The following is an 18,417-nucleotide window of genomic DNA, read 5'->3' as shown; positions in this document are numbered from 1 at the left end:
CCTGAAAAAAATTATACCTGCAGATGGAAATTACGTCAAGGATGCTGACGCACCATCTGCGATGGCATGTCCTTGACATAATTTTCATCAACAGGTGAAGTGTATTTAAGGGAAAGCATTATGATACTGTTTATCAACCTAACTATAAATCTACTAAAAAATTGTCTTGACAAAGGGGTGCACTTTAACTAAACCCTAATTGTCTACCATTACCAAGAAGTTTTCTAAAATTATTTACATCGTTCTACTTTTTATTGATAATATCTTCATTTTAACCAATTTAATATACCTCACTAAATCATCTTTTTTAACCAATTTAAATTTTAAACATAAATATATGTATATAAATATAAATAATATATTATAAAAAAATTCTATTATCAAATTTTTATTTATTAATGTCAATAAATAATATCCTCCATATATACCAATAACAATTAAATAATTAATTAATGTAGTTGTAAAATCATATTTAACTTTATATAACGGAACAGAAAATGTGGAATTAATAATGTTAATCGACAAATAAGATATTAAAGTAGCTACTGCCGCACCATACATACCAAACTTAGGTATTAAAATTACATTTAATATTATATTAATCATCCCACCAAGTAGCATTATTATTCCAGTTAAGTAGGTTTTATTTTTTATCTGTATTCCTAAACTATAAAATTCATTCTCACCATATAAAAAATAAGAAAATAAAATCAACATTATAATTTTATAAGCATCCATATAATCTTTTGTTGTAAAAATTGAAATAATAATCCTGCTATATAGAGCAATAAATATTATTATAAGGCAACCAAAAAAATGATATTTTTTATACATATCATTAAATTTGACACTTGCATCATCATCTTTCCATATTTGAAATTTATACGGAGTAAAAATTGATTTAAACGGATCAACAAATAATGGTTGTATTAACATGCCAAATTTATAACCAACAGAATATATCCCTATTTCACTATAATTTCTATAACCAGCTAAAAAATATCTATCTGCTAATGTTAAAATTGTCCCTGAAACATTACATGGTAATAATCCACCACTGAATGTCAGCATATATTTTAACATTTTCTTATCAATTTCAAACTTAAAATTACGAACATTAACCATAACTAAATATATTAATACCATTAATATACTTAATATATATCCACTATACACACCTATAATACCTTGTTTTTTATAAACAACAAAATATATGGATAAAATTAAATTCATTATTAGCATTACCAAATTTATAGTCACTGTTATTACAGCTTCATAATTTAAATTGTAATCACACATTAATAAAATAACAAACTGTGATAATAAGCTACGAATAATTATTAATGCAAATATTTTATATGAATTATTAAAACTAAATATTATATTTGCAATAGTTCTCCCAAATATCATTAAAATTATTAAATCAATAATTGTTAAAATCAAAGCAAAATTTATAGCAGTATTTCTTAATTTATTTCTTTCTTCACCCTTATATTCTCTGTAAAATCTTATATAACCTGAATATATACTTAAAATCACAAATGTATTTATAAAATCAAGTACTGTATCTGCAAGTGAAAGTTGTCCATAACCCACTGTCCCCAATTGTCTTGTATATATTGGAAGTAATATAAAAGATATCGCCTTTGATAATACTTGTCCTATTGCATATATTATTCCCACCTTTATAAATGATTTTTTTTCTGGCATAAGTATAACCTCATATTTATAAATTTATTATCCTTCATTCAATAAAATATTAGATCTTGATTTCATTTATCAAATTTTTTAAATATATATCTAATTTCTTTGAAAAAATAAACATCACATAACCAGAAATTTTCTCAATATTACATAATTATTATTGACTATATTATTTTTTATAAAATCAATAATAATACCATTAAAGCCTTAATTTTTTTAAATTTGATGACATCTTGCCAACTATCTAGCTACCTTTCTGGTTATCATAATATATTTATATATACTAAAATAAATCTTAGATTGATTCTATAAATTAACTAATTTTTTATAAACATTCAATATTTTATCTGCATTGTCTTCTATTTTTATATCTTTTAATTTTTCTTTATAACATTTATAGTTGTCTATTACATCAACAGTTTTACTGTATAAATCTTCAATATCTCTTACTTTAAACAAAATTGTACCTTCTGGTCTTACACATACATTGCTAGCAATAGATGGAACTTTATAATATAATGCTTCAGCTATTGAAACTCCATATCCATCTGTATTAGTTGGTCTTAAAAATAATTTACTTTTTTTTAATATAGGATAAAACTCAGTATCTTTCGCTTCAAAAATAAATATATCACTATCAGGATCAAGTCCATAATCTATTATTTCATTTTTTAACTTTTTATAATATATTTTTTCCTCTTTATTTTGAGAATCACAACCTAAAAGCGCTAAAAATAAATTTACTTCATATCCATCTACCTTTAACTTATGGATTAATTTTATTAACATATCTATTCCGTATAAATCTTCATTATTATAGAATCTAAGCCATCCATTGGCACTTATTAAAAATTTAGACTTATTAACAAATTTCCAAACCCTCTCTGGTATATTTTCAAAATCATATTTACATTCAATTGGATTTATATAGGCTGGTATAGTTACAACTTTATTTTTATCAAATCCTAATTTTAGTAACTCCTCAGAAATACTAGGATTAACACATATTATCATGTCAATATTTTTCAAACTAAAAATTAATAACTTTCTTATAAAAACATTCGATTTAGACAATTGATCATGTATGCTTTGCCCATGTACAGATAAAATTATTTTCAATCCAAAAATTTTGTAAAATCCAAGCAAAATTCTTACTTTCTTATTTATACAATGAAAATGTATCAAATCTGTCTTCAAAAAAGGAATCTTAAAAATAAATTTTTTATAATTATCAATGGAGATTATCTTTTCAGATTTATTATCAAATCTTTTAAATTCATCATACAAAACAACATTAATATTTTTTCTCTCCAAATATTTCCTAATTCTTTTAATATGAACTGAAATACCACCATATGGTGGAGGGTAAGGCCCAATAATTATTACCTTCATAAAAATTATCTCCTAATATTCAACTTCTGAAATATATCTATTATTATTACAAATTTCTAAAATAAGACATATTCTCAGCTTATATTTAAATTTTGAATTAAAAATTTATATTTCCCAGATTTAGTCCTTACAATATTATCCACAATCTTGATTTCTACATCTATCCTATTATATGCTGCATTTTTCATCTTATCAGATATTTCATTTAAATCAGTTTTATTTAGTTTTTCCTTTTCAACTATTTTAACTAACACTTTTCCTACTTCATTCTGGACAAGTTGCATCATTCTAATTTTGCCAAATGCATTAAAATGTTGAGAGAAAATTATACTCGTCATTGCAATTTTAGCTTTATCTTTAGTTATAATTTGTTCCTGTTCTCTACCTTGTACTCTTTTAATTAGTTTATAATTTCTTCCACAACTACAAATTTGGTTTGTATTTACAGCTAGATCCATAGTTTTATATCTTATAAAAGGAACTACATAATTATTAAATCCTGTTGCTACAATTTCCCCTATACCATTCTCTTCTGTAACATCTTCTCCATTTTTATTTATTAATTCTGTATAGCCATATTCACTAAAAATGTGATAATTATTACTCTTTTCACATTCCCCTGCAAGACAACATCCTTCAGTATGACCATACCAGCTATATACTCTTACATTAAATGCCCGTTCAATTTTTCTCCTTTGAAAATCATACATATTTTCTGAGCCACATAACACAGCTTTTAAGTTATTCAATTTAACTTTTAAATTATTATCTAATATAAAATCCGATAATAAACTTATAGATGAAGGATATGCTTGAATAAAATCCGGATTAAATTTTTCCAACAATTTTATGTATATAATCATATTCCCATCAGTTAGTTGATAAGAAGATAATATAAGATTATTTCCTACCTTTTCATATATACCTTTAGACGGTATATTACCTCTCAATATAGCATTTTTATTAATTTTATGGGCATTAAATCCTGTTCTTTCCCATTGTTTACAAATAAATGCATATTCAATAGCAGATGCACTGTTCTTATCTCTATAAAACCCCATCGGTATACCTGTAGAACCACCTGTAGTAACATATGAAATCTGATCTCTATTATAAGAAGTAGAAACCAAATCTTTCAGATTATCCTGCACTATTTTTTTTGTTAGATAAGGTATTCTTTTTAAATCTGTAAAACTTTGTATTTGGTTAGGCTTTATAGCATATTCATTGAATATATTCGTATAATATGGAACTGTTCTATATGCATGTTCAATTAATTTTTTTACTTGGAACATTTGATATTCTTCTAGTTTATTTTTTGACCAATATTGAGACTTTTCAAGGAAATTATACTTATCTCTAAAAACCTTTCCTTGTTTAATATACTCTGGTATATATCCATATAAATTTTTAATAGGTTTCCTAATAAATCGAGGTGAACGTTTAATCATTTCTTTTAACATTACTTTTTCAGCTCCCGCTCTACTAAATAACTTATATTTGTCGCCTGTTTTACCTGCCAAATAGGTATAGTATAATTTGTTCCATTTTTTATTGCTTTTGCAAACTCTTTAAGCTCCTCATATTGTCCCTTCTCTGAATTTCCACTTTCAATATTAGGTAATCTTAAACCATATCCACTGATTTTCTTATAGTCATCAATAGTTATGATATTTCCATCACAGTAAATCTGGCAAAATTCTTTTGGATAAGTGCTATTGCCAAGGGATGTATATGTAAGCGTACATAATGAACCATCTTCATATTTTAAAGTAACTACTACATTATCTTTAGGTGAAATATTTTTAGTTTTGGAATTAATACTATCTACAGATGCGCTCAATATTTTCGAGTCCGTAAAATAATCAAACAAGTCAAATATGTGGCATCCCTCGCCTATAATACGTCCTCCACCCTCTCCTGTATGTACCCAACAATCCAAGGGAATATATCCTGCATTCATTTGATAATTTATTATCATAGGGTTTATTCTATTTTTAATATGTTTTTTAGCTTCAATAGCATACCTGGAAAATCTCCTATTAAATCCTACAGTATATGGCATTTTAGTTTCACCTATTACTTGCAATACTTCTTCCATTTCCTCTTTATCAAGGGCCATGGGTTTTTCAACAAATACGGCTTTACCATTTTTCATAGCTTCCATGGACATACTTGCATGAAGATTATGCCTTGTACATATCATAACCATGTCTACACCATCATCATTCAATATCTCATTATAATCTGTTGTAGCATATTTAGCTCCATATTGTTCAGCTACCGCTTTGGCATTAGTACCAGTTCTGCTCATAATAGCATAAATATTATAAATGTCACTCAATTTCCTCAAATTTGGAAGATGCATTGATTTGGCAAATCCCCCTGCACCTATTACAGCTACATTTATCTTTTGATCCGTTTTTAATAATTTTCTATTTATATAAACTTTTCTTTCTATATTATTGCTATCTTCATTGTCATATTCTAACAGTACAATAAGTGGTTTATTCTCCGAAGTTTTTAATTCTTCATAAGCTTTTGCTGCTTCATCTAAAGGATATACCCTCTCGATGAGAGGTTTTAAATTTATTTTTTTCTCTGATAAAAGCTTCAAATATTCCTCCATATTTCTATTTTCTGTCCATCTTACATATGCATAAGGATAATCGATACATTTTTCTTCATACGTGGGATCATATCTTCCTGGTCCATAGGATGTTGAAATTATAAAATCCAGTTCTTTTTGATACATATCCTCTCTTTTATATTCATTACCTACAACACCAACAAGTACAACCTTGCCCTTCCTCCTGCATATATTAAATGCCTGGGAAAGTATTTGATTGGAATTTGAGGAAGCCGTTATTATCGCGGCATCAATTCCAAATCCTTCTGTAATTTTATCAACTTCTTCAATTATATTAAGTTTAGAAGAATTTACAGTAAAATCACATCCAGTTTTTTTAGCAATACCCAGTCTCCTATCGTCAATATCTATCCCTATAACTTTACACCCTGAAGCTTTTAACATCTGCACTGCAAGCTGTCCCATTATTCCCATTCCAATTACAGCTACAATCTCACCTAACCTCAAATCAGCCCTTCTAACTCCCTGCATCGCGATACCACCAACAGTAACTGTGGATGCCAAATCCATATTAAGTCCATCAGGGACCTTCATAACAAGGCTTCTTGGAACATCTATATATTCTGCATGGTTTGCAATTCCAGCACCTGCACAAGCTACTCTATCACCTATTTTCAAATCTTTAATGTTTTTGCCCAATCCTATTATTATACCAGAAGCACTGTAGCCTGTAGGCTTTCCCGATTCCATATCTGTAACTTTATTTAAAACAGCTCCAAAGCCCTGATTTTTTAACATATTCAATGCCTTCTTCACTTTTTCAGGCTGTTCCATAGCTTTTTTTACAATAGATTTACCAGATTCATTTACCCCCATAATTTCTGTTCCTGCACTAATGCAAGAATACAAGACTTTTACCAAAACGCCATTATCTGAAACCAGAGGTGCCGGAACATCTGATACTATAGCCTGTCCTTTTTTTATAAGTACCTGTTTCAAATTATCAACTCCCTAACAACATATCAATTCTACCTTATTATAATCTTTTTTCAGCATTATACTGAGCTTTTTAGTTTTAAATTTTTGTCCATATCCATATGACACATAGGTATCAGTTATCAAATATGGATTATGAAATTTCATAAATATACTTTTATTGTTCTTAATAAGATCTATTCCATTTTCTCTTCTTATTATATCAACATCACAATCCAATATGAAATTTACATATATGTCATCATTAATTTTATCCGGTAAAACATTATCTTCAATAATCATTCCATTATTTCTCAACTTAACAGTTCTTCTATGTATTACACCACATTTTCTTTTATATCCATAATGTTCACCCGAAAAAGTACTTTCATTGAAAATTACACATTTTGCAAAACTCTGCTCCTTCATATAAAACAAATCATATTTATTAAAATCATTCTGTTCATAACTACCAACCTGCAAAGTATTATGCATACCTGTACTCCTAAATAAATTCCTCATTTTATAATTAGAAGTATATACATAAGTCCCCGGGTCTACAATAAAATCTTCATTATCAACATTAAGCTCGATACTCAATTGATCATTATGGCTGTGACCCCCTTCACCACTGCAGGACAATTCCCCGCACCTTATAATGCAATAAATTCTATCATTCCTTAATATGTAATAACCGCCTTTATCATAAGCTTTAGAATTTAATGAAGGTACCTCACCAGATTCTTTAAAATTCCCTGTTATCCACAATGCATCCTCTCTATAATCTCTGCCAAAATATCTAAAATCATCTCTGTCAAAATACTCTCCCGCAGCAGCCAAGACATGCCTGAAATCCCTTCTATTCCAATTTCCATAATTTGATACTATCAATAATCTTCCATCATCTTCATCACCAATAATCGGTGACAACCCATTAGGTTTAATTATATTCATCATGAATTCACACATTTTTTCAAGCTTTTGCATATATTCATCTGAAAAGTAAATATCATTTTTATTACATAAAATTGTAGTAATTAAAAACAATTCAGTAACAAGTCTATGATAAGAAGTAGATGCCTCATAATCCGTTCCATCTAAATTCACTTCATTTTTCATTTCATTTTTAAATTCAGAGATTCCAAATTCAAGCCAAGCTTTTGGATTATTTTTCACTTTTTTATCTTCCATAATAAAATTATTAAAATATATTCCAAGCCATATAAGACCACATAAATCGGATAAATAATGGTTTCCGTTATGCTGGCCTTCATTTTCAAGGTTCCTATATATAAATTTTCCATGGAGGTAAAGAGATTTATTGAATTCAACCCAAAAATCATTATCAATATTTTTAGACTTTGTGAAGAAAAAATATCCACAAATTAAATTAACAGCTCTTATAGCAACATCCATAGTACAAGTCCAATTAACTGACATCTCAACAGGGTTGTTCTGTATCCAATTTGTAATTTCATTCTTAAATTCTATGGCATATTTTTCATTATCAGTTATCCAATATGCCTTTCCTAGAGTAATTATATGCTGAAATCTTGAAAGCTCCCAAGGAACTTTCACATCTGAATTATTTGACAAATTCACAATTTTTATATTTTTATAAAATCCATTCTTCCATACATACCCTGTTTTAAAATCCTTATTCCAAGACAAATCTTTACCTAAATATTTTTTTCCTGAACCGAGCAAATCAAATTTATGATTACAAATATTATCAGCTGATGTAATTATATTTATACTTAAACTATATTCATATAATTTTTCTTTAAATTTTTCCTTGTCCACTATATTATATAGAAAATTACATTTTGAATTAAACTTATGAAAGTATTGCTTCTCTAATATAATTGGATTGCTTTTAATTTTTATCATTCTAAAAATATAGTATATTCTCTTATTAGCTTTTTTTAATAATTTGCTTAAAATCTGCATTAGTGTTAAGTTACAAATTCTATATATTCTCAATTTAATAATTCTCCTATTTCCAACTAGTCATATTCAAAACTTTATAATTATTCTTATCAAGTAAAATTATAAATATTACTAGAAAATATATGCTCCCTGATTTAGACAAATAAGGCATATTAAACCAAGCCATGCATAAATAAGCTATAACTATTCCATATAAATACATTTTAGGTTGTGTATTTAATTTATTTGCTTTATTTAATAAATTAATATGGAATATTATAAATAATAACAGTCCAAAGAAACCATAAGCTATATAATATCCAAAAATATTATTATGTGGTCCTATATAATGAATACTGTCAATATTCTGAGATTCAGAAGATATCGTTCCGCCACCTAATCCGAAAAATACTTCCGGTTTTTCCATAACAGATTTAGAATTTTTCCATTGAATATCTTTTCGTTCTTGTATTGAATCATCTTGAGAAAAATTAAAAGTTATTACATTATATAATCTCATATATGCCATTGATGTATTAGGGTTATTTTTAAAATAATTTGTAAATAAATTTATAGAAATTATCAATATAAAAGCTAGCGGAATTAACTTTAATATAAATAATTTATTTAAAATCTTTCTATAATTCAAAAACAACATTATAATTATGAACATAATTATAGGTGATCTTTCCAAAGAAAACACTAGAAAATAAATGCTAAAACAAAAATTTATAAGAAATACAACTTTATTTCTTATTTTATTTTTATATAGATATAAAAAGGACACAATAACTACAATAAATAGCTGATATTCAACAAAAGAGTTCATTGTCCCAAAAAACCTTAATAACCCTCCGGATTGAAATAAATTTTGAACATTTTGCTGCAGCATTTGCTCTATATTAAGCCTATCCCATGGAAACAAGGCAGCAATAGAATTATATTTATACCATAAAATCTCTTGAATAACACCATAAAAAACAAATGGTAAATATACAATGTTTATAAAATTTACATACTTATTCACTTTAGTATAATATATAGCAATAAAACAGCTCATAAATGGTACTATTATATCTTTAACAGAATATACATTATCTATAAATGTACAATATACAGTATTAAAAATATAAGCAATAAAAAATAAAAGTAATATTATTAGATAAAAATAATAATTTTTAATTAAGCTAACATTTACAATAAAAATTAAATTTATACACAATATAAATAGCACTAAATAAGATAATATATTAAAATTAATATTTATATTATAATAGTTTATTATTCTCGTAAATAAATTTGAAAATAACATTAATATAATAAACATATAAGTACATAAATCTATAAAAAATCCATTTGATTTTTTTACCATAAAATACTCCTTATAAATTAAATGAAAAATTATAAATAACTTTGTATCTCTTCAAATCTTTTCTGCCATGTATTTTTCATTGCAAATTTAATATTATTTTCTTTATTTTTATACTTGTTCTCAATTGACTTTATTATATCTTTACAAAACTCATCATAACTTTTAGCAACATAAGCTGGGCTAATTATATATTTCATTTCTTTGAAATTAGTAGACACAACATTTAATCCTACACTCATATACTCGTAAAGTTTTATAGGAGTTATCGAATCTGTTAAGTTATTTACTTTGAATGGTATAATTCCAACATCACTATAATATAAATAATTAGGTATTTGTTTATAATCTATCTTGCCTAATATATGAATATTTTCACATGATTTTAATGATATTAAATCTATTTTATATGGACCAATCAGATAAAAATCTATTTGATTCAATCTTTCTGCACAATATTTTAATAAATTTAAGTCAAACCAATGATCAATTGCACCTACATAAATACACTTTTTTCTTTTATTATTCTGGAATTTTTTTGGAATAATATATTTTTTTCTAATAAAATTGCCTAACTCAACTCCATTTGGCAGATAAATCAAATCTTTCCTCAAACATTGTTTCTTTTTAATTAAATTATGTGCAGTAACAAAAACCAAATCAGCTTTTTTAATTATTCTCTTCTCAAAATATGACATTGTCTTACATGCCCAATTAAAGCTAGATAAATCATCAGCACATCTATAAATTAATTTATTATATTTAATTATTTTAGTTAAATAATAATATTTAGGGTTTGTAAGCCATAATATATCAACATTATCAAAATTATTTCGTTTAAAACTATTTTTTAAATTAGGTATAATTAATTTAATACTTAACTTATTAGCAAACTTTGTATTTAATATTGGTAATTTCCCATACAAAATCAAAGAATAAGGTGAATATCCAAATATATTTCTGTCTATTTGTTCAAAAAATTTTTTATTCAAATTTTTTCTCTGATTGAAAATCCTTTCATTAGCAATTCCTGTCATATGATTATACACCGGTGATAACCATAAAACTTTATACCCACTATTTGCAAACATTTTTGCATAATGATGATTACCAACTTTAAAATCACTATTATACTCTAAGTATTCCGCCATAACAATTTTTTTCATTTCTATCCTCACTCTATAAAATATCTATTATATTCTCCAATATAAAAAACCATATTTCCTAGCTTCTACAGCATTAACCACTGCTTTGGTATCTATGCATACAGGATTTTTATTCATAAGCTTGGCCATATGTTCACAGTCATCATAATTCATATCATTTTGTTTCGTTAGAATCAATACTGCATCTGCTTTTTTCAAAGCTTCTTTTTCATTTTCAACCTTGAAATCATATCTTGTAGGTACTATGGGATCAAAGGCTCTCACTTTCGCCCCAACTTTTACAAGAAGCTTGCATATATCTATAGAAGGGCTTATCCTGTCATCATTGGAATAATCTTTCATAGCTAGCCCCAAAACAGCTATCTTACAATCTTTAATATTTTTATTTCTGCTCTTTAAAAGTTCTCGAAGTTTATCAACTATAAATTGCGGAATTAAAGCATTTTTTTTTCGTGCAAGCTTTAATATATCCATAGATACATTCATTTTCTCCGCTCTTGGAGCTATATAATGATATGCATTTGGAATGCAGTATCCACCAACACCAGGACCCGGCGTTAAAAGATTTACTCTTTTATGTGTATTTGCAAGTTTTATTACCTCAAAAATATCTATACCCAGAGCTTCTGCAAATCTGGCAAATTCCTGGGACATGGCAATATTTACATCTCTCTGGACATTTTCAAATACCTTCGAAGTTTCCACTGCCTTTATACAGGAAGCCTTTACTATTCGAGCTTTACAAACCACTGCCAAAAGTGATGCCGCCCTTTCCAAGCTTCTCTTATTTACTGCCCCTACAAGTGTGGGCATATTTGCAAATTCTTCAAAGGCCTTTCCCTCTGCAATTCTCTCTGAAGCATAGGCAAGATAAAAATCAGTTCCCGCTTTCATATTTGATTCTCTTTCAAATATGGGCATTATAAATTCTTCTGTCGTTCCCGGAATCACAGTACTCCTTATAACAACTAGATCACCTTTTTTTAAATTTTTCCCTATGGTTACACATGCATTCTTCAGATAATCCATTATATACTCACCATTTTTTATCGGTATACCTACAGTTACAATTATATTATTACATTTTCTTACTGCTGCCTCACCATCTACCGTAGCTTTATATTTACCTTTTTTTATCTGCATGTTCAATATTTGTCGTATACTTACTTTATAAAATTTCTCAGTATGATTAGTCAGTCCCTTATTAGTGTTTGCCACAAGCAAATCATCTACATCCACACCTATGGTTTCACATCCTCTCAATGCAAAGCTAAGGGTAAGGGGCAAACCCACAAATCCCTGTCCAAATATACATACCTTTTTATTAATATCATTTTCATCTATGTTTTCATCTAAGCTTTCAATTATATCCAAACCACTTAAATTATTTTTTACTATTTCCATAAAATTTTCCCCTTCTATGTATTTAAATTAAAAAATATAAATAAATCTTCAATTTCTTAAATAAATATCAATTACAGCATTACAACATTTTTCCCATGAAAAACACTTTAATCTATTCCTAGATTTTAAAATTAAATCATCACATATTTTTTTATCTTGAACTACTTTTATAATCATATCACCTATTCCATTTAAATCATAAGGATCAATTTTTATTGCAGCTTCTCCCACAACTTCAGGAATAGAAGTTTTATTAGACACCACACATGGTATCCCATAACTCATAGCTTCAAGCGGTGGTAATCCAAATCCTTCATAAAACGATGGATAAACAAATACCACGGCATTTTTATATAAAAATTTTAACTCATCATCATTTACTTCACCAGTAAATAATATTCTATTGCTCAATTTTAAAGTATCCACCAAATCGTAAACTCCCTGATACATCCAACCGTTCTTACCAACAATAACCAGCTTATAATCATTAATTTGATTCTTAATTAAATCAAAAGCTTTTATAAGTCCATCAACATTTTTTCTTGGCGATATTGTGCTAACTGTAAGAATATATTTATTACCTTTTAAATTTAAAATGCTTTTATTAACATTGTTAATATCAATAAGCTCTTTGGAAAAATCATTAAATCCATTATAAACAACTTTGACTTTGTTTTTAACATCAGGATAATACTTTAATATTTCACTTCTAGCAAAATTAGTTATTGCTATTATCTTGCTAACTTTTTTTATAGATAAAGCAGTTATAAAATTTTTCCATATAGTTGTCTTCCATGTAAAAGCGTTTTTAAAACTTTTAAATGCTAAATCATGAATTGTGATAATAATTTTATTTTTAGAACATAACGGTGCCATAGTATCAGGATAATGAATAATTGCATCAGGATATTTTTTATAAATCAGTTTAGGAAGTTTAAATTGCTCATAATAATTTCTCTGCATACTATTTTTTATTCCATAAATAATTATTAAATCTTTATTACTAGCAAAATCAAATAAATCTTTATCCTCTTCTCTTATGACAATCTTAAAATCAACTTCATGTCGTTTATATACAGCTTTCGATAATTCATAACAATACCTTCCTATTCCTCCACTTAACGAAGTTTGAAGTGCATTAAATACTACCTGTTTCATTTATAATACCTTCCAGTTCTATTAATTATTTATAAAATTTCTATTTTTAATTAATATAGCTACCATCTGTTTTACATATCCATTAAATTTAAGTATAACTCTTCATGTTCTCTAGCAACTCTTTCAGCATTAAACATTTCATTTACACTTTTATAGCCATTATTTACTAAATATTTTCTAAGTTTATCATTATTTTTAATTTTAATAATAGCATGACAAAATCTATCTATATCTCCATAATCAATTAATAATCCATTATAGTTATTTCTTACTACATCTGGGATTCCGCCAGAATTAAAAGCTACAACTGGTTTGTTAGCTGCCATATATTCCGCTAAAACAAGTCCAAATCCTTCCCACTTTGAGGTTAATATACCAACATCAAATAAAGAGACATATTTAGGTACTTCATCAGTCCAACCTGTTATTAAAAAATTATTTCTTAATCTATATCTATCAATTAATTCTTCAACTTTACTTCTTAATTCACCGTCTCCAACTAGTATAAAATAACAACAATCCAATTTTTTTTTCAAACTATTAGCTATCTGAATAAAACTTTCAGGGGACTTTTGTGCTGATATTCTAGCCACCATACCAACAACAAATGCATTAGATGGTATATTTAATTCCCTTTTTATTTTTTCAATATCATATTTAACTTTATATCTTTCTAAATCTATACCATTATATATAACTTTGGTATATTTTTTCGGTTTTATATTATATTTTAATTGACTATTTTTTTCATGATTAGATATATTAATTATTACATCTGTAAAATTTGCCAACACTTTTTCCACATATACATATATCAATTTTTTTCTATTATCCACATCCATATCAAAGGCCCAACCATGTGCATTATATACAACAGGTATACTTAAAAACATAGATGCTATTCTTCCCAATGCTCCTGCTTTACTACTATGTAAATGAATAATATCCGGATTGATTTTTTTTATGTATCTTCTTATCATTATAATAGACTTTAAATCCAAATTAGGGGAAATTTCTCTTACCATGACAATTGTATCTAATTTACATCCAATCTCTTCAAAATTTTTTCTTTCTTCTTCATATTCCCTAGATGCCAATAAATAAAATTCAAATTTCCCTCTATCCATGTATTTAATAAGAATCTTCAAATATTCTAAAACCCCACCATTTGACTGAGTTATATGTAATATTCTAATTTTCTTCATAGGTTTCATCCCGCTAATGTTTATTTATCTTTCCCTTTATCTCTTTAATCCTCTCAATATCCTCTTTTTTTCCGACAAAAATAATATTGTTGCTGCTTCTAAGGCTCCTTATGTCACCCATACACACGTTGTTGTTATTGCCCTTTTCTCTGTACCTCTCAACTGCATGCCAGGTTCCTACATCATCCCATCCAAAATCCGAGGGGATAACATATATGTTTTTAGTTCTTTCCATTATTCCGCAATCCACAGAAATATTGTCTACCTTTGGATATCTTTCTGCAAGCAGTCTGCTGAAATTTTCATCATCTTTTTTAAACACACCTTTTAGAATATCATATGTACTGTTTAGATATTTTTTTGTAAGTTCCAATATAGTACTGCATTTCCATATGAACATCCCGCCATTCCAGAGAAAATTCCCTTCTTTAATATATTTCTTTGCAGTATCGACATCAGGCTTCTCCACAAATTTTTCAACCTTATATATATTAAAAGACTTATCACTTTTTTCCATGGCAGCTGCAGCCTCATTAATTGTACACTGTGAATTATAAACTGTAAATTGAATATATCCATAACCTGTCTCAGGTCTGTCAGGCTTTATTCCCAGGGTAACTATTGCAGAGTATCTTGTATGAAATCAGCCCCATAAGCTATGGTATTTCTAAATCTATTTTCGTCTACTACAAGATGATCTGAAGGAATCACTAAAATAGCTGCATCATTACATCGTTTTTTTATATAAAAGGCCGAAAGTGCTATACAAGGTGCTGTATTTCTTCCCACAGGTTCCACTATTATATTGTTTTCTGGTAAATTAGGAAGTTGTTCTTTCACAATCTGTACATACCTTTTCCACCTGCCATTATTAGTGCACACATCATATTAACAACCATCCTATAATATGTCTTAAAATATTTTTTACAAAAATTCTAGGGTTTTAACATTCAATCAAATTTCACCTAGCCCCATCGTCACCAAAAAACACTTTAAATGTTTTGAAAATAAGTTTTAAATCCAGCATTGTGTTTCTGTCTTTTATGTATTTCAAGTCCAGTTTCATCCAGTCATCAAAGTCAATATTGCTTCTTCCCATTACCTGCCAGTAGCAGGTAAGTCCAGGTTTAACCATTAATTTCATTCTCTGACGTTTTGTGAATTTGAGAACTTCCCTTGGAAGATTTGGTCTTGGACCTACAAGTGACATTTCACCTTTAATCACATTGAAAAGCTGTGGGAGCTCATCAAGACTTGTTTTTCTTATAAACCTACCGACCCTGGTAACTCGTGGATCTTCTTTCATTTTAAACATGGGCCCTGTCATCTCATTTTTATCTTTTAGCTTGTCCAAAAGTTCCTCAGCACCACTTACCATGGAACGAAACTTATACATTTTAAAAGGCTTTCCATTTAACCCAATCCTGACTTGCGAAAATATTGCAGGACCCTTTGAATCCAATTTGATTGCAGCCGCTACTATGAACATAACAGGGGATAACACAATAATTCCAATTAACGAAAATAATATATCCCCTGCTCTCTTGAAAAAATAATAACCGATAGTCTTCTCGTACTCATACTCATCTTCATTCTTATACTCATCTTCATTTTCTACCAATATACCAGTTATGCTAGTGACTTTATCCTCCAATTCTGTCAATATATCTCCCCCTCATACCAACAAAATTCACATAAATGTTACATTTATTATAACACCACAGCATTTGGCAGACAACCATAAAAGTCCCATTTATTTGTCCAATTTTATCATTTTAAAATATTATCGTATTTTAAAATGATAATTTTATATGTATTAAAATAGATTTAAAATTCTCTATTTTATGTCTATATGATGTGAGTTTTTATTACATTTTTCCCTATAAATTTTGATTTTACATTTATATCCACATTTCAAATTAGGCTCTGTAAATTGTCATTTACGCAAAACAGCCAACATCATATTCCAAAAAATCACTTTGGCATATAGTATTGGCTGAATATTTTCACATATTATCATCCAAAATTCATTATACTTCTCAGATGATCTACAGCTCTTTTTTTCCTGGCAGCTGCTGTCCTATATGGTATCTTCTCCTTTACTGCATATTCTTTTAAGCTTATTTCCCATATATAATACCAGACTATTGCACTTTTTTCTTCCTCAGAAAGTTTTCTTACAGCTCTCCACAGATCAGAATACTGCTGTTTTTCTATGAACTCTTCCTCGATATTTTCTTCTGACTCCACCGTGTCCACGAGTTCATCACCGCCGCTGTTCACACTATAAAGGCTGCAGCAAAAATATTTTTTCACACTGTTCCTTATTTTGCAGTAGAAATTCTTTTTGATGGCAGCTGCGGCATAAGTGGAAAAATGGCACTTGGAATTCATGTTGTATTTGTAAATGGACTTTATAAGTGAAAGCCTTCCTTCCTGCACCATATCCTCAAGAGTGTACCCTTCTATATAAAAGGAACTGGTAAGATTTATAACCATTCCGTCAAACCTTCTGCAGATTTCACCTATGGCAGATTTGTCCTTATTTTTAGCTCTTACAAGAAGTTCCACGAGGTGAGTCTTTTTCAGGCAGCTGTAATCTGTATTCACAATTTCTGGGGAATGCTTGTCCATAATATAATCGGGTTTGAATTTATATCCCATAACATTCTCTCCCTATGATTTCAAATTGAACCTATTGCACTTCAAATATATATTTCCTGTCTTAAATATTTTATTACAAATTCAAAATTTCGTGCCTTTCTGCCAGACTTTTCATCAATTAATCCTTAAATTCAGGCAGAACTTGTAAATAGCAGCGTTCGGATAAAAAGCGGGTCTGGAACAAGTATATCTGAAGCCAGACCCTATATGAGCACTACTTACTATTTCACCTCAAGCTCAACAGTAGAAGTATCCTGTATATGGGCAGAATCTACAGCTTTTAAATCCCCGTTTTTAGTGGTAAATATATTTTTTGCAATAATTGTTTCCATGGCAGTTTTTACTTCCTGATCCGTTATACCTTCTTTTACATTGGAGATCCTTATAGAAGCCTTTTTACCTTCTTCAGTCAGAAAACTCATAATCAATGATTTGGACATATAATTCACCCCCTTTTTCAATTCACGGTTCACAATACACAGTCCACAATTGTTCATTGTACATTGTCAATTATTAATTTGTCTAAGCGTTTGTTATACCACTTTCATCCTGCCTTATGAGCTCTTCTAAAGTCTTTCCGAGAAGCTTTTCTATTTCTCCGGCAACATCATAAATATCCTGAACAGCAGCATCTATTTTTATATTTGAAAAGGTCTGTCTTTTGATTATATCTTTTCCCTCTTCATCCAGACCATCTTTATATTTCAATATCACTGAAGTGTTCAATAAAGTAGTTTTAGCAGCCATCCTCATCACCTCCCTTCAAATAATATATATGCAGTTTTTCAAAAATAGGCAAGATTTTTTACAAAAAAAATAAAAGATATAAAGATCATTTCAAAATCTTTATACCTTTTAAGT

Annotated in this window: 16 protein-coding genes; all 16 read right to left on the bottom strand. The window is 28.2% G+C overall.

From position 1 onward, the window contains the following. Positions 1-234: 234 nt before the first annotated feature. Positions 235-1,710 carry an oligosaccharide flippase family protein gene (locus LN736_RS15960; protein ID WP_229981979.1) on the bottom strand — a complete coding sequence of 492 codons (1,476 nt, stop codon included), beginning with the start codon at positions 1,708-1,710 and terminating at the stop codon, positions 235-237. A 300-nt stretch (positions 1,711-2,010) separates the two neighbouring features. After that, the gene (locus LN736_RS15955) at positions 2,011-3,096 is read right to left on the bottom strand and encodes a glycosyltransferase family 4 protein (RefSeq protein ID WP_229981978.1); all 1,086 of its coding nucleotides are present in this window, start codon (positions 3,094-3,096) and stop codon (positions 2,011-2,013) included. A 74-nt stretch (positions 3,097-3,170) separates the two neighbouring features. Then, entirely contained in the window at positions 3,171-4,391 is a 1,221-nt protein-coding gene (locus tag LN736_RS15950; RefSeq protein ID WP_229981977.1) for a phenylacetate--CoA ligase family protein, read from the bottom strand. Positions 4,392-4,558: 167 nt separating this feature from the next. Continuing rightward, positions 4,559-6,685, bottom strand: a complete 2,127-nt coding sequence (locus tag LN736_RS15945) for a bi-domain-containing oxidoreductase (RefSeq protein ID WP_229981976.1) — start codon at positions 6,683-6,685, stop codon at positions 4,559-4,561. 12 nt (positions 6,686-6,697) lie between these two features. Next, positions 6,698-8,644, bottom strand: a complete 1,947-nt coding sequence (locus LN736_RS15940) for an alginate lyase family protein (RefSeq protein WP_229981975.1) — start codon at positions 8,642-8,644, stop codon at positions 6,698-6,700. 13 nt (positions 8,645-8,657) lie between these two features. Continuing rightward, positions 8,658-9,962 carry an O-antigen ligase family protein gene (locus tag LN736_RS15935; protein WP_229981974.1) on the bottom strand — a complete coding sequence of 435 codons (1,305 nt, stop codon included), beginning with the start codon at positions 9,960-9,962 and terminating at the stop codon, positions 8,658-8,660. A 29-nt stretch (positions 9,963-9,991) separates the two neighbouring features. After that, positions 9,992-11,125, bottom strand: coding sequence for a glycosyltransferase (locus tag LN736_RS15930; RefSeq protein WP_229981973.1), 1,134 nt, complete (start codon positions 11,123-11,125; stop codon positions 9,992-9,994). A gap of 27 nt (positions 11,126-11,152) precedes the next feature. After that, positions 11,153-12,529, bottom strand: a complete 1,377-nt coding sequence (locus tag LN736_RS15925) for a nucleotide sugar dehydrogenase (protein WP_229981972.1) — start codon at positions 12,527-12,529, stop codon at positions 11,153-11,155. A 48-nt stretch (positions 12,530-12,577) separates the two neighbouring features. Continuing rightward, positions 12,578-13,687 carry a glycosyltransferase family 4 protein gene (locus LN736_RS15920; protein ID WP_229981971.1) on the bottom strand — a complete coding sequence of 370 codons (1,110 nt, stop codon included), beginning with the start codon at positions 13,685-13,687 and terminating at the stop codon, positions 12,578-12,580. A gap of 71 nt (positions 13,688-13,758) precedes the next feature. Next, on the bottom strand, positions 13,759-14,892 hold the full coding sequence (locus LN736_RS15915; protein ID WP_229981970.1) for a glycosyltransferase family 4 protein: 1,134 nt from the start codon (positions 14,890-14,892) through the stop codon (positions 13,759-13,761). Positions 14,893-14,905: 13 nt separating this feature from the next. After that, positions 14,906-15,499, bottom strand: a complete 594-nt coding sequence (locus tag LN736_RS15910; RefSeq protein ID WP_326839093.1) for a sugar phosphate nucleotidyltransferase — start codon at positions 15,497-15,499, stop codon at positions 14,906-14,908. 11 nt (positions 15,500-15,510) lie between these two features. Continuing rightward, positions 15,511-15,774, bottom strand: a complete 264-nt coding sequence (locus tag LN736_RS19160; RefSeq protein WP_326839092.1) for a sugar phosphate nucleotidyltransferase — start codon at positions 15,772-15,774, stop codon at positions 15,511-15,513. 79 nt (positions 15,775-15,853) lie between these two features. Further along, a complete protein-coding gene (locus LN736_RS15905) occupies positions 15,854-16,513 on the bottom strand; it encodes a sugar transferase (RefSeq protein ID WP_229981980.1) in 660 nt (219 codons plus the stop codon). Positions 16,514-16,908: 395 nt separating this feature from the next. Next, on the bottom strand, positions 16,909-17,556 hold the full coding sequence (locus LN736_RS15900) for a sigma-70 family RNA polymerase sigma factor (RefSeq protein ID WP_229981969.1): 648 nt from the start codon (positions 17,554-17,556) through the stop codon (positions 16,909-16,911). Between the two features lie 221 nt (positions 17,557-17,777). Further along, positions 17,778-17,996 carry a DUF2922 domain-containing protein gene (locus LN736_RS15895; protein WP_150357592.1) on the bottom strand — a complete coding sequence of 73 codons (219 nt, stop codon included), beginning with the start codon at positions 17,994-17,996 and terminating at the stop codon, positions 17,778-17,780. Positions 17,997-18,078: 82 nt separating this feature from the next. Continuing rightward, positions 18,079-18,303: a DUF1659 domain-containing protein gene (locus tag LN736_RS15890; RefSeq protein WP_150357594.1), complete on the bottom strand. Its 225-nt coding sequence runs from the start codon at positions 18,301-18,303 to the stop codon at positions 18,079-18,081. Positions 18,304-18,417: the final 114 nt, after the last annotated feature.

The organism is Clostridium aromativorans (assembly GCF_020908015.1).
In the GTDB taxonomy this organism is placed as follows: Bacteria; Bacillota; Clostridia; order Clostridiales; family Clostridiaceae; genus Clostridium_B; species Clostridium_B aromativorans.
This window is presented reverse-complemented; position numbering and strand designations above follow the sequence as displayed.